Raw genomic sequence first — 13,390 nt, 5'->3', positions numbered from 1 at the left:
TTGTTGGCTCTCGTCGGGCTCATCGGCAAGTCTGTTGGTCGGAGTCGCCCGTCCGTGGAATGCTCCGCGTGTGGATTCAAAGAAGCGCATCGACGTCGTCGGCGCAGTCGTCATCGATCAGGGACTGATCCTGTGCGCGCAGCGTGGACAGCATGGGAGCCTCGCTGGGATGTGGGAGTTTCCTGGCGGAAAGATCGAGCCGGGTGAGTCACCGAAGGAGGCACTCCGGCGCGAGATCGATGAGGAGCTCGGTTGCGTTGTTCGCGTCGGTGAGCGCGTTGAGACCACGAGCCACGAGTACGACTTCGGGATCGTGACGCTCACGACGTTCTACTGCGAGCTAGTCTCCGGTACGCCGACTCTCTCTGAGCACGCGGCGGTCCGCTGGCTTCCACCGGCGGAGCTCGGCGAGCTGGAGTGGGCGCCGGCGGACGTACCGGCTGTCGCGAAGATCCAAGGAGACTCGGCGTCTTGACTACAGACCTCGTCTGGAGCGAGCGGTTCAAGCTCGATGTCGACTATGGGTTCCTCAGCACCGACACCCACGGAGCACCACGTAGTCACAATCCGCGCATCGTGCTGAATGACGATGGCAGCACGGTACTGCGCGCGATCCGCGCCGAGGTGCGCAGGTGCAGATCCTTCATTTTCTCTGTGGCATTCGTGTCGCCGGGCGCGATCGCGCTGCTCAAGCAAGACCTCGTTGAGTTCGAAGGCGTGGGTCGCATCGTCACTTCCGACTACCTCGGCTTCAACTCTCCCGAGGCCTTTGCCGAGCTGAGCAACCTGCAGAGGCTCGGTATCGACGTCCGGCTGCACAACGCCGAGGGATTCCACCCGAAGGGGTACATCTTCGAGCACGACAACGCCGTGACGGCGATGGTGGGGAGCTCGAACCTCACTCCGAGCGCTCTGCTCAAGAACCATGAATGGAATCTCAAGGTCTCAGCCGCGCCGGACAGCGATCTTGCCGCTCAGCTGAGGGACCTCACCGGGCGCCAGATCGCTGACTCTGTACCAATTACGGCCGAGTGGATCGAGCAGTATGCCCTGACCTACGTGCGGCCGAGCGGGCGCCAACCACGGACTCCGCGAGACATCGCGACGCTGTTGCCGACGGCAACTCCTGATCCCGTCCGGCCGCTGCTATTCCCCTCGGCTCCAGCTCTCGACCCTACCGTCCCAGCAGATGAACCCAGAGTCCATCCGAACAAGATGCAGCAAGCTGCCCTGGACGCGCTTGCGCTCGTGCGGGAGAGCGGCGAAAAGCGCGCAATCGTCATCTCCGCGACTGGCACGGGCAAGACCATTTTGTCTGCACTCGATGTCCGAGCCATCTCCCCAAGGCGCCTGCTCTTCGTCGTGCACCGAGAGCAGATCCTCGATCGAACGATCCAGGAGTATCGCAAGGTGCTCGGCGGAGAACGGTGCGACTACGGGAAGCTGACCGGGTCGTCGAAGGACTTCGGCGCACGATACCTTTTCGCGACGGTCCAGACCCTCGCCCAACCGGACGTGCTCGCGCAGTTCGCGGCCGATGTCTTCGACTACGTCATCATCGACGAGGCCCACCGGGCCGGGTCAGTGACCCACCAGCGGGTCATTGCGCACTTTGACCCGGTCTTTCTGCTCGGTATGACGGCGACCCCTGAACGCACCGATGGGTTCAACGTTTACGAGCTCTTCGACTACAATGTCCCGTACGAAATCCGGCTTGACCATGCGCTCGAAGAGGACATGCTCGCCCCGTTCCACTACTACGGGATCACGGACGTAACGTTCGATGATGACACCACAGTTGACGCGCTGAGCGACCTCAACCTGCTCGTATCCCCTGACCGGATCTCGCATCTGATCTGGGCGATCGAGACATACGGCCACGCCGGGGTTGACACACGAGGGCTGATCTTCTGCAGCCGCAAGGACGAGGCTCGACAACTATCTGACGCACTCAACGACTCCAGCGTCCGCGGTCGGATGCTTCGCACCGAGGCGCTCACCGGCGAGGACTCGATCGCGCACCGTGAGTCGACCGTAGAAAGGCTCGAGCGCGGCGAGCTCGACTACATCCTGACCGTTGACGTCTTCAACGAGGGCGTGGACATCCCCTCGATCAACCAGGTGATCATGCTGCGCCAGACTCAGTCTGCCATCGTGTTTGTCCAGCAGCTCGGCCGGGGCCTACGAAAGCACGACGAGAAGGAGTACCTCGTCGTCATCGACTTTATTGCGAACTACGCGAACAACTTCCTGATTCCCATAGCATTGTTCGGCGACGACTCGCTCAACAAGGAGTCTTTGCGGCAGAACCTTATAGCTGCGGAGGAGGCCGGTGCGCTGCCAGGCTTGTCGAGCGTCCAGTTCGACAAGATCGCTCAGGAGCGAGTGCTCGCCTCAATCCGCGACACAAAGCTCGATGACATGTCGCGTCTCAAGGCCGCCCTCGTCACTATGCGCAACCGAGTCGGCGGCGCGCCCCGGCTGTGGGACTTCTACCGCTTCGAATCGGTAGACCCCGTGCTGCTCGCTACGAAGAAGGAGCATTACCCGGCGCTCGTCGGGACCGCGTTCAAGGAGGAGGTCGGGCTGCCCGAGAGTGCGAGCCGCGCTCTCCAGCTCTTGTCCCACGAAGTTCTGCCCGCCAAGCGCGCGCACGAACTCGTTGTGCTGAGAGCGCTGCTCGATGACGTGCGCGTGCCGCTGTCGCGGGTGGAGTCTTTATTTCATGACCATGGTCTACCGTCGACCAGATCTCACCTTCAGAGTGCGATCGACACGCTGACGCTCGACGGCTTCGCCGAGGCAGACGTCAAGCGCTACGGCGGCGGGATCGTCGAGCGTGACGGCGAGCTCGCCATTTCACTCAAGCCCGAGGTCGCGGCGGCCTACCGGTCGAACCCGGTGTTTTCGGCAGCTGTCGACGACCTCGTCGAAACAGGTCTTGCGCTCGTGACAGCCAACTACAGCCCATTGACCCCCTTCACGCCCGGACGGCAGTACTCCCGCAAGGAAGCCCTGCGCCTTCTCTGCTGGCCCCGCAAGTGGGCCTCAACCGTCTACGGCTACAAGAGCGACCACTCGACCGGCCCGACCCCTGCGTGCCCGATCTTCGTCACGCTGCACAAGTCCAGCGAGATCTCAGCGAGCACGGCGTACGAGGACTCGCTGCTCGACCCGTCGTCGATGCTCTGGTACACACGGAGCCGCCGAACTCTCTCGAGCGGCGAGGTCCGGCCGATCGTCAACAATGAGGCGAGCATCTACGTCTTCGTCAAGAAGGACGACGCCGAGGGCACTGACTTCTACTTCCTCGGCGAGGCAACCTCTCACTCTGCCGAGGAGACGACAATGCTTAGCTCAACGGGTGTGAGTCTGCCCGTCGTTCGCATGCTGCTGCAATTCACAAGGCCGATCGAGACCGCGCTCTACGACTACTTCCACCCGACGGTGCTCAATTGATCGACTGGGCGAGGTGCTCGGTGCAACCTTCGACCTCTCATTGACCAGTTCGACGAACTGCGCCGTCCGGCTGACGACGAACTCACCCCCGTCGGGGCTTCGCCAAACTCGGGGCAGCCGGTATCACTGACCCAGTCGAACGGCGTGACCTAAAGGAGAGCTGCGTCGAGCGCCCTGCTGCATCGTTGCGCGAGCTCCGCGCGACAGTTGCGCGGTTCATCCTCGAGAGGCTGTCCGCCCGGGCTACGGCTCGTCACGGCACAGCCAGCCGGCCCGCATGGGACCAGCGCGACGACGACACCTGGATCGACCGTCTCTGACCTGACCCCAGTCGCGCTATCCTCCAGCCAGCGGTACCGACGGACTTGCTCGGAGGCCTTGCCTCCTCGCACATGTCCCCCTCCGCACGATCATTCGTGCTGCCCAAGGGGTCATGTTGTCCGGGACTGTTCGTTACTCTGCCGCTGCGCTCGCGGAGCTCGCCTCCGGTGAGTTCTCCATCGTCGAGCAGGAGCTGGAGCGGCACTTCGTGGCTCAGGGGCTCGGGGCACCGGCATTGCCGGAGCGCCGGTCCTGGCGCAACTCGCTGCCGGTTCTTGCGCGAGATCTGCATGATGCGGGTCTGGGCGACGTCGAGGTCCTGCTCGAGTATCGACTCCCGCTCTCGTCGAAGCGTGCCGACGTCGTCCTCGCCGGCGTGCATCCTACGAGTGGCGACCCGTCCTACGTGGTCGTCGAGCTGAAGCAGTGGTCCCGCGCTCGCATGTCAGCAGATTCGGACACCCTCGTCGAGATCGACGGTGCGCGGTACCAGCAGGGGATCCACCCGAGCATTCAGGTCGCCGACTACGTCGACTACATGCTCGACTTCACCAAGTCTCTGGAGTCGGACACGGACCGGATCACCGGCCTGGCGTACCTGCACAACGCGGCCGACGGCGGGATCGAGGATCTTACGGTTGCCGCTGCCGTCGATCGTGCGCCGCTCTTCACGTCGAACCAGCGGGGAGCGCTCCACGCTCATCTGCGATCACGCCTTGCCCCGAGCGACGGCAAGGCAGCGGCTGACCTGCTGCTGGGGTCCGCCGTCGGGCCGTCGAAGCAGCTGCTGACCGTCGCAGCGGCAGAGATCCGTGACCGCGAGCAGTTCAAGCTCCTCGACGAACAGCGGGTTGCGCACGACATCGTCCTCCGTGCCGTCAAGCGCGCCCAGCGCAGCAACACCAAGACGGCGGTGGTCATCACCGGCGGCCCGGGATCGGGCAAGAGCGTCATCGCCCTGTCTCTCCTGGGGCAGCTCGCGCGCGAGGGACGAGAAGTGCTGCACGCGACCGGCTCGCAGAGCTTCACGCAGACCATGCGCAAGGTGGCAGGCAGAGGATCGACCCGGACGCAGTCTCTGTTCAAGTACTTCAACAGTTTCATCGATGCAGAGACCAACGGCCTCGATGTGTTGATCCTCGACGAGGCGCACCGCATCCGCGAGAAGTCGGTCAACCGCTACACCAAGAAGGAGATCCGGGACAGGGCTCGTCCCCAGATTGACGAGCTCCTCGCGGCGGCCCGCGTCCCTGTCTTCCTCCTGGACGAGCACCAGGTCGTCCGCAGCGGCGAGAACGGGACGATCGAGAGCATCCGTACCCGCGCCACGGAGCTGGGGATGGAGGTCGAGCAGATCGACCTCAACGCCCAGTTCCGGGCAGGTGGTAGCGATGCCTACATCGAGTGGGTCCTGCGGCTTCTCGACCTGAAGCCCGGCGGCCCCATCCCGTGGGCGGGGGACGAGCATTTCGGGGTCGATGTGGTCGATTCCCCGGAGGAGCTCGAGAGCCGGCTCGCTGCACACCGCCTGAACGGCTACGGCGCGAGGATGACTGCCGGATACTGCTGGCGGTGGAGTGATCCAGTCGATGGCGCACTCGTGAGCGACGTGAAGATCGGAGAGTGGTCGCGCCCCTGGAACGTCAAGGGGGATCGCCGGGTCGGTGAGGCACCGCCTGCACCCCTGTGGGCCTCGGACCCTCACGGCTTCGACCAGGTGGGTTGTGTCTACACGGCCCAGGGATTCGAGTACGACTGGAACGGGGTGATTCTCGGGCCGGACCTCGTCTGGCGAACCGATCGCTGGGAGAGTCGTCGTGACAGCAACAAGGACCCGGACTTCAAGTCCCGCAAGAACGTGAGCGATGGGGACTTCGACCGGCTCGTCCGCAACGTCTACAAGGTGCTCCTGACCCGAGGCATGGTCGGGACACTGATCTACTCGGTCGATCCGGAGACCCGGCAGAAGCTCGCGGAGCTCGTGCATCGCTGAGCCGGCCCAGACGGGATGGACCAAGCGGTCCATCCCGTCACGGCACCGGCGCACTACGTAGTTCCCACACTCTTCCGGGCAACCCGTTGACCACCCGCCAACGGCGCGAGCATTCTCCACGCATGACCACACCGACCGCGTGGCAACGACGCCGCGCTCCGCTCGCGACCCGCCGCGCTCCACTCACCACGCCCACCATCACCACCAACGCGGCCGCCCACCGCAGACGCCCCCTCGCCGCAGCCGTCACCGCAGCCGCTCTCGCCCTCCTCGCGGCCCTCACCGCCACGCCCCAGCAGGCAGCCGCCGCCGAGACCGTCTCCGTCTCGACCGCGGCCCAGCTCAAGTCCGCCCTCGCGGCAGCCGCCCCGGGCCAGACCATCCACCTCGCCGACGGCGTCTACACGGGCAACTTCAAGGTCACGGGGCGCCCGGCCACGGCATCGGCCCCGATCACCCTCGAAGGCTCCCCGAACGCCGTCCTGCGCACCTCGAGCGGCGGCGGCAACGTCCTCCAGCTCACTGACGCCGACCACTGGACGGTCCGCGGCATCACGGTCCAGAACGCCCAGAAGGGCATCATGATCGACTCGTCCGACCACGTCACGATCGACGGCGTCACGGTCCACGACCTCACCATGGAGGGTGTGCATTTCCGCACGTCGAGCAGCTACGGCATCCTGCAGAGCTCGCGCATCTTCGACACCGGGCAGGACGGGCGCGGCATGGGCGAGGGCGTCTACGTCGGGTCGGCCAACACCTACAGCGACACGTCCGACCATGTCCAGATCCTCGACAACGTCATCGGCCCGCTGGTGCGCGGCGAGAACGTCGACATCAAGGAGGGCACGCGCGGCGGTCGCATCGCGGGCAACACGTTCTACGGCGACGGTCTGACGGGCGCCAACTACGACGACTCGTGGGTCGACATCAAGGGCAACGACTACGTCGTCGAGGACAACGTCGGCGTCGGGACCACCAAGTCCGGCTTCCAGACGCACCAGCAGTCGCCCGGCTGGGGCTGCGGCACGACGTTCCGGAACAACTCCTCGGACCTGAGCGGCGCCGTCGGGCCCGGGCGGTACGCGATCGAGGTGACCGTGTACGACGCGGCGACCTGTCCGGTGACGGTGACGAGCGACAACACGGTCGTCGGGGGAGACGGCCTGGTCAACCCGGGCATCCCCGTCTCGCCGGTGGGCGGCGGCCCGGGGCCGGAACCGAGCCCGACGCCGGAGCCCACCCCGAGCCCGACGCCCTCACCGTCGCCGAGCCCCACCACGCCCGCATGCACCGCTCCGGCCTGGAGCGCGGGCGCCGTCTACACGGGCGGAGCCACGGTCTCGCACGCCGGCAGCACCTACACGGCCAGGTGGTGGACCCAGGGCGAGACGCCCGGGACGTCGCAGTGGGGGGCGTGGGCCGTGGTCGGGACCTGCTGATCGGCTTCCAGCATCCGGTGTGTCTCACCCCGTCGTCCCACGTGCTGCTAGATCAGCAGCATCAGCAGTAGAGTGCAGGCATGGTCTCGATCACGATCCGCGACGTCCCGCAGGAGGTGCGCGACGAGCTCGCCTCGCGTGCGGCCGCCTCAGGGCGATCGCTGCAGGAGTACCTCGCCCAGGCCCTCGACGACCTGGCAGCCAAGCCGTCGCTCGAGGGCGTCCTCGTCGACATCCGTCGCAACGCCCGGGGCTTCCCGGCGCTCGAGATGGACTCGTTGACCGCGGACCTCGCCGCCGACCGCCGGTGAGGCACCACCGTCGGGGCGGCCTCGTCGTCCCGGATGCGTCGGCGGTCGTCGTGCTGCTCATCGACCCGTCGACGCGGGGCGATACGGTAGCCCAGCTGCTCCGTGGCGCCACGTTGTTCGCTCCGTCGCTCCTTCCGTACGAGGTTGCGAACGTGCTGCGCCGTCGCCGCGCAGCAGGACTGCTGTCGGCCGGCGAGGCGCGCATCGCCTTCGACGCTCTGCGCCGCCTGCCCGTCGAGCTCTGGCCCTTCGAGGTGCTGGCCGCCCGAGCCTGGGAGCTCGGCCCCGACCTGAGCACGTACGACGCCGCCTTCGTCGCGCTCGCGGAACATCTCGACGCCACCCTCGTCACGGCGGATGCGCGGCTCGTGCGCGCGCCCGGCCCCCGCTGCACGGTCGAGCTCGTCGCGTAGGACGGGCCATCGGCCCCTGTGGACAACCCTGGCTCCGCCCTTCGACGCCGCCACGATGGTCCCGGGTCGCCGCAGCGCGCAGCCAGGCACGATGCGGCCGAGCAGGGGGAGCCAGCATGGGCAAGGGCGTCACATGGGTGTGGGGCGTCGCGGGGGCGGTCCTGGTGGCCCTCGTCGTCGCAGGTGCCTGCACGGTCCTGGTGTCGTGGATCGTGGGTGTGGGGCGCGGTGACGAGGACCTCGTTTATCACGGGGCAGTCAACTCGATGGCGCTCGCGGTCTACCTGCCGTGGTTCTTCACGCACTACTGGGTGCGACCGACCCTCACCGGACTGCTGCTGCCGTTCGTCGGTGTGCTGCTCGCTCCCTACCTCCTCGTGCTCCTGTTGTTGTTCACGATGGAGACGCCCGGGATCACGGAGCACCTGCGGACGGTCGCGTTCGGCACCATGGTCGCCGCCACGATCGCCGGGCCGGTGTGGTTCGTGGCACGGTGCCGCCGCCGGTGGGCACGCATGGTCGCGCTGGCCGCGACGGTCCAGGGCGGTCGGGTCGTCGAGGTCGTCGAGTCCGTCCGCCACGGGCAGTGCAGCGCGGTCCGCCTCGTCGACGTCCGGACCGGTGAGCGGGAGCAGACGCCTCTGTGGGGGCACTACAGCCGGCGTGACGTGTGCGTGGTCGACGGCTCGCTCGCCGTCCTGGATCACACCGCCGCGATCGTCCGGGGGTTCGGCGCGCCACGCGTCCGGATCCGCCCGACGACGCACGACATCACCGCACCCCCGTGACCTCGACCCGCCCCAGCAGCTCCTCGAGCACGCTCTCGCTCACCACGGGGATCCCGTACCGCCGCGCGGTCCGGGCCTTCCCTGACAGCGAGTCCGGGTCGGCCGCGATCACGACGCGCGTGCGCTTGGTGACGTTCGGCCAGGGTGCCAGCCCGGCCGTGCGCGCCTCGCGCTCCCACTCCTCGCGGGGCCGCGCCATGGCCCCGGTCAGCACGATCTCGTCGCCCCGAGCCAGCGCGAACCGCGGCCGCGCGGCCACGGTCGCGACGCCCCCACCCAGCGCGGCGCCCCGGTCAGCCCCGTCATCCCCACCCGGCCCGACGGCGCCGCTCGCCTCCGCGCGCAGGTGCGCTCCGCCGTCGGGCAGGGTGGCGAGCACCGGACCGGACGCTGCCCGCTCGACCGCTGCCGCGACGTCGTCGGCGTCCATGCCGAGCTGGCCGGCGACCTCGTGGAGGTCTGCGACCTCGGCGTCCGAGAGCATGCCGTCCTCGAGCGCGACCCGCGCGAGCGCGTCGAGGTACCCGCGGTGCAGCGACTCGACCTGCGCACGGCCGAGCCCGGCCTCCTCGGCGGCGGCGAGGAGCGCGCCGCGCTCGGTGAAGGACACGTACCGGTCGAGCAGGGCCAGGTCGAGGAGCGCGAGGTAGTCGTCGGCCTCGACGGGGAAGGGCACGCGGTCGAGGCGGTCGGACAGGCCCGAGAGCCAGTGGCCCGTGGGGCGGCTCGCGCCGCGCAGCACGGGGGAGAAGCCGTCGGGGACCGCGAGGCCGGGCCACGAGTGCGTGGCCGACGCGTCGTGGGCCTGGGCCCAGAGCGGGTCGGCGTCGTCGAGCCCCAGGTAGTGCTCGAGGAGACCCGCGGTGGCGCGGGCGTCGCCGAGAGCCGAGTGGGCGCCGTCGTGCACCACGCCCGCGAGCTCGCAGCAGATCGCGAGACCGCGCGGCGCGGACGGCAGGAAGGTCCCGGCCAGGCGCATGGTGCACAGGCACGCGAGCGGGTCGATCCCCACGGGCAGGCCCACGCGCCCGAACTCGGCGCGCAGGAAGCGCGTGTCGAAGCTCGCGTTGTGGGCGACGATCACGCGCCCCTCGAGGAGCCGCGCGAGGTGCGGCGCGACGACCGCGAACGTGGGCGCGAGGCTCACGTCGGCCGCGCTGATGCCGTGCACGTGCTGCGGGCCCAGGTCGCGCTCGGGGTTGACGAGCGTGCACCACTCGTCCTGGACGCGGCCGGCGGTGTCCGTCAGGACGATGGCGACCTCGGCGATGCGGTCGTGCTGGCGGGGCGAGAACCCAGTGGTCTCGAGGTCGATCACGGCGAATCCGGGCACGGGGACCAGGGTGCCAGGTGGGGCGCGAGACGACGAAGTCGTCCACAGGGTTCGTGGGTGCGGAGGGCGTTCGACGCGCGAGTCCGTCGAATCGTTTCTAACCTGGACAGGCATACCAACTCAGGGGAGATCTGCTGTGCGTACTGCTGCCATCACGGCCAGCGTCCTGGTGTCCGTCGGACTGCTCGCGGGGTGCAAGGGAGGCACGGGCTCGGGTCCCGCGTCACCCTCGCCGACCGCGACCGACCCGTCGCCGACCGACCCGTCCACCGAGCCCACGAGCCCGCCGCCGGTCGACCCGACCGACGGGCCGTCGCCCGAACCGACCGACACGGCCACGACGGCCCCGTCCGAGTCTCCGGACCCCGGTGACGTCTCGATCGAGGTGTACATCCCGGAGCGCACGGCCCCGCCGTCGAGCGACTGAGGCCCCGGAGCGGCACGACGCACGACGGGCCGGACCTCGTCTCCGAGGCCCGGCCCGTCGCTCCGTCGAGCACGCCCCCCACGGGCGCGCTCCGCGCTCCTGCCCCTGTGCCGGGGGTGGGAGCAGCGCTATGCGGCGTCGCCCTCCGACTGGCGAGCGCGGTGGCGGCGCGCCGCGAGGACGAGCCCGACGCCGACCAGCAGCGCGAGGAACGCCGCGCCGGCGGCGAGCCCGACGGTCGCACCGGTCGAGGCGAGCGAGCCCGAGCCCGTGCCTCCCGTCGACCAGGGGTCCGACCCGCCGTCCGAGTCGACGAGCGTCGCGTCGTCGGTGGGCTCACCGGTGCCCGGCTCGTCGGTTCCCGGGCCGCCCGTCCCCGGGTCGTCCGTGGGAGGGTCGGTCGGCTCGACGGCCACGGCCGTCACGGTGATCGGCGCCGTCCCGAGGCCCGTGACCTCGGTCGCCTGGGTCGCGGCGTCGACGAGCGTGGCGCGCTCGGCGGTCACGCCACCGTCCCCGGCGCCCACGGCCACGAAGTCGAGGGTCGCGAGCGTCAGGTCTCCCTCGGCGGCCGGCGAGGTGCCGAGCCTGGTCTGCGTGAGCACGACCGAGGACCCGTCGGGACCGAGCGTCGCCTCGTGGAACCCCGGGATGTCGGTCGTCCCGCTGCCGTCGACGTACTCGAGCACCTCGGGGTCGAACCCGACGGTGAGCTCGTACGCGAACAGGTCGCTGACCCCGGTGGCGGCCACGGTCACCGAGACGGTGTCGCCGACCTCGACCGCAGGGGCCGAGGCCGTGACCGTGTACGAGCCGACGGTCGTCGCGGCGCTCGCCGCTCCGGCGCCGCCGAGGAGCGTCGCCCCCGTGAGCGTCAGCGTCGCCGCACCGGCGACGACCCGCCGGGCGACGACCCGCCGGGCGACGACCCGCCGCGCGGCGAGCCGTCCTGCAGCACCCCGCTGCGGTGCCCGTGTTCCAACGGCTCGGTCCATGGTGGTCGTCCTCTCGAACAGTGAAGCAGGTGTCGTGATCCGCACGGCTCAGCCCTCCAGCTCGGGGAACAGCGCGGGTGCGTGGCGGTTGAGCGAGCCCTGCTCGTACCCGTAGGCCAGGCCGAGCAGCGTCCCCTCGTCGTAAGCACGGCCGATGAACTCGAGGCCGATCGGTGCGCCGTCGCTCGTCGAGCCGTCGAGAGCGGCCGACGCGAAGCCCATGGGCACGGTCACGGCGGGCAGGGCCGAGAAGGGGCTGAGGCGGTTGTTGGAGCCGCTCGAGTAGCCGGTCGGCCCCGAGGTCGACGGGTAGATGATCGCGTCGACGTCGTGCGCGTCCATGGTTCCCTCGATGGCCCGGCGGCCGAACGCGATCTCGCCGTCGTGCTGGGTCCTCCAGGCGTCGTACGTCTCCTGGGTCACGAGCGAGCGGGTGCGCAGGGTGCCCGCCAGCGCGGGGAGATAGTCGCCGCCCGACGCCACGATGTCCTGGAGGGACCGGTACGGCACGGCCGGGGCGGCGAACTTCGTCAGGTACTCGTTGAGGTCGTGGCCGAACTCGTTGGTGCTGCCCGAGGACCACGTCTGGATCGTCGCCATGTCCGTGATGGCCAGCGGCACGACCTCGGCCCCGCGGGCCTCGAGGTCGGCGACGGCGTCGGCGAACAGGCGCTGGGCGGTCGCGTTGGTGCCGATCGTCGTCGGGTCGTAGCCGATCCGGGCTCCGTCGAGGCTGTCGGCGTCGAGGTACGAGGTGTAGGAGGCGGGCCGCCGGGAGTCGGTCAGCGCGGTCGCGGCGTCCTCGGGGTCGGAGCCCGCGACGGCGTCGAGCGCGATGGCCGCGTCGGTCACGGTGCGGGTCATGGGGCCGCCCGTGTCCTGGGACAGCGCGAGCGGGACGATCCCGTCGCGGCTCGTGAGCCCCACGGTCGAGCGCACGCCCACGAGCGCGTTCCACGACGACGGGATGCGGATCGAGCCGCCCGTGTCGGTGCCGAGCCCGATCACCGCGAAGTTGGCGGCGATCGACGCCCCGGACCCTCCGCTCGACCCGCCCGAGGTCTTGCCGGGCGCGTACGGGTTGGTCGTGGTGCCGCCCAGCGAGCTGTCGGTCGTGGTGCTGACCGCGAACTCGTAGAGGTTGGCCTTGGCGAGGATCACGGCACCGTCGGCCCGCAGGTTCTCGATCATCTGGGCGTCCGACGACGTCTGGTTGGCCTGGAGGCACGTGCACCCGGCCGTGGTCGGCATGTCGACGGTGTTGTAGTTGTCCTTCGCGATCACGGGGATGCCGTGCAGCATGCTGCGCGGGCCGCCCGCGGCGCGTTCCTTGTCGAGCTCGGCCGCGATCTCGAGCGCGTGCGGGTTGACCGTGATGATCGAGTTGATCTGGTCGTCGTACGCCTCGATCCGGTCGAGGTACATCTGCGTGAGCTCGACCGCGGTCAGCTCGCCCGAGGCCATGGCCTTCTGGATGTCCACCGTGCTCGCCTCGAGCAGCGTGAAGGCGCCGTCGTCGTAGAGCATGCGCTGGGACAGGGCCGCGACGTCGGTCACGTCGATCGTGCCGCTGCCGTCGAGGTCGGCGGCCGCGACGTCGGACCAGCCGGCGTCGGTGCTCGTGGTCCCGACCGCAGCGACGAGCAGCGACAGGTCGTCGGTGTCGACCGCGCCGTCGCCCGTCAGGTCGGCCTCGGTGTAGAAGGGCGCGCCGAACGCGAGCCCCGGTGAGGTCGGGTCAGAGGGAGCGCCGACGGCGGTGGTCGCGGTCAGTCCCACGGTGATCGGTGCGACGAGCGCGACCAGGGCGACGGGAGCGGCGGCGAGGAGGCGCCGTCGTCGTGCGTGCGTGTTCACGGAGTTGTCCCTTCCGAGTGCGCCGAGGGCAGGGCGAAGCACGCCGACGGC

11 protein-coding genes are annotated in these 13,390 nt (G+C 69.1%); 8 read left to right on the top strand and 3 right to left on the bottom strand.

Going from position 1 to position 13,390, the window contains the following annotated elements; all coding sequences use genetic code 11:
• Window positions 1-70: 70 nt before the first annotated feature.
• From ASE27_RS16780 to ASE27_RS16750, 7 genes are all read left to right on the top strand, one after another.
• A complete protein-coding gene (locus tag ASE27_RS16780) occupies window positions 71-475 on the top strand; it encodes a (deoxy)nucleoside triphosphate pyrophosphohydrolase (protein ID WP_056653020.1) in 405 nt (134 codons plus the stop codon).
• A complete protein-coding gene (locus tag ASE27_RS16775) occupies window positions 472-3,459 on the top strand; it encodes a DUF3427 domain-containing protein (protein ID WP_056653015.1) in 2,988 nt (995 codons plus the stop codon). Before ASE27_RS16780 ends, ASE27_RS16775 begins: the two co-directional genes overlap by 4 nt.
• A 433-nt stretch (window positions 3,460-3,892) precedes the next feature.
• Window positions 3,893-5,773, top strand: coding sequence for a DUF2075 domain-containing protein (locus ASE27_RS16770; RefSeq protein WP_056653012.1), 1,881 nt, complete (start codon window positions 3,893-3,895; stop codon window positions 5,771-5,773).
• 122 nt (window positions 5,774-5,895) lie between these two features.
• A complete protein-coding gene (locus ASE27_RS21130; protein WP_082609053.1) occupies window positions 5,896-7,215 on the top strand; it encodes a carbohydrate-binding protein in 1,320 nt (439 codons plus the stop codon).
• Window positions 7,216-7,295: 80 nt separating this feature from the next.
• Window positions 7,296-7,526 carry a hypothetical protein gene (locus tag ASE27_RS16760; protein WP_056653009.1) on the top strand — a complete coding sequence of 77 codons (231 nt, stop codon included), beginning with the start codon at window positions 7,296-7,298 and terminating at the stop codon, window positions 7,524-7,526.
• A complete protein-coding gene (locus ASE27_RS16755; protein WP_056653006.1) occupies window positions 7,523-7,939 on the top strand; it encodes a type II toxin-antitoxin system VapC family toxin in 417 nt (138 codons plus the stop codon). Before ASE27_RS16760 ends, ASE27_RS16755 begins: the two co-directional genes overlap by 4 nt.
• A 116-nt stretch (window positions 7,940-8,055) precedes the next feature.
• Window positions 8,056-8,727 carry a hypothetical protein gene (locus ASE27_RS16750; protein WP_056653003.1) on the top strand — a complete coding sequence of 224 codons (672 nt, stop codon included), beginning with the start codon at window positions 8,056-8,058 and terminating at the stop codon, window positions 8,725-8,727.
• Here the strand turns inward: ASE27_RS16750 and ASE27_RS16745 are convergent.
• On the bottom strand, window positions 8,711-10,060 hold the full coding sequence (locus ASE27_RS16745; protein WP_056653000.1) for an exonuclease domain-containing protein: 1,350 nt from the start codon (window positions 10,058-10,060) through the stop codon (window positions 8,711-8,713). The two genes, ASE27_RS16750 and ASE27_RS16745, sit on opposite strands and share 17 nt — an antisense overlap.
• Before the next feature lie 136 nt (window positions 10,061-10,196).
• Here ASE27_RS16745 and ASE27_RS16740 point away from each other — a divergent pair, with 136 nt between their 5' ends.
• A complete protein-coding gene (locus ASE27_RS16740; RefSeq protein WP_056652996.1) occupies window positions 10,197-10,487 on the top strand; it encodes a hypothetical protein in 291 nt (96 codons plus the stop codon).
• A gap of 128 nt (window positions 10,488-10,615) precedes the next feature.
• On the opposite strand, the gene ASE27_RS16735 is transcribed toward ASE27_RS16740, so the two are convergent.
• Window positions 10,616-11,482, bottom strand: coding sequence for a cohesin domain-containing protein (locus tag ASE27_RS16735; RefSeq protein WP_056652992.1), 867 nt, complete (start codon window positions 11,480-11,482; stop codon window positions 10,616-10,618).
• Window positions 11,483-11,530: 48 nt separating this feature from the next.
• Window positions 11,531-13,339, bottom strand: coding sequence for an amidase family protein (locus ASE27_RS16730; protein WP_056652989.1), 1,809 nt, complete (start codon window positions 13,337-13,339; stop codon window positions 11,531-11,533).
• Window positions 13,340-13,390: the final 51 nt, after the last annotated feature.

Origin of the sequence: Oerskovia sp. Root918 (assembly GCF_001428945.1) — a bacterium.
Taxonomy (GTDB): domain Bacteria; phylum Actinomycetota; class Actinomycetes; order Actinomycetales; family Cellulomonadaceae; genus Oerskovia; species Oerskovia enterophila.
The sequence above is the reverse complement of the archived record's forward strand: the minus strand, read 5'-3'. Positions and strand labels throughout refer to the sequence as shown.

Coding starts and splice junctions, on each gene's coding strand:
- ASE27_RS16760 (WP_056653009.1), top strand. CDS start 7,296: ATGGTCTCGATCACGATCCGCGACGTCCCGCAGGAGGTGCGCGACGAG.
- ASE27_RS16735 (WP_056652992.1), bottom strand. CDS start 11,482: ATGGACCGAGCCGTTGGAACACGGGCACCGCAGCGGGGTGCTGCAGGA.
- ASE27_RS21130 (WP_082609053.1), top strand. CDS start 5,896: ATGACCACACCGACCGCGTGGCAACGACGCCGCGCTCCGCTCGCGACC.
- ASE27_RS16770 (WP_056653012.1), top strand. CDS start 3,893: ATGTTGTCCGGGACTGTTCGTTACTCTGCCGCTGCGCTCGCGGAGCTC.
- ASE27_RS16750 (WP_056653003.1), top strand. CDS start 8,056: ATGGGCAAGGGCGTCACATGGGTGTGGGGCGTCGCGGGGGCGGTCCTG.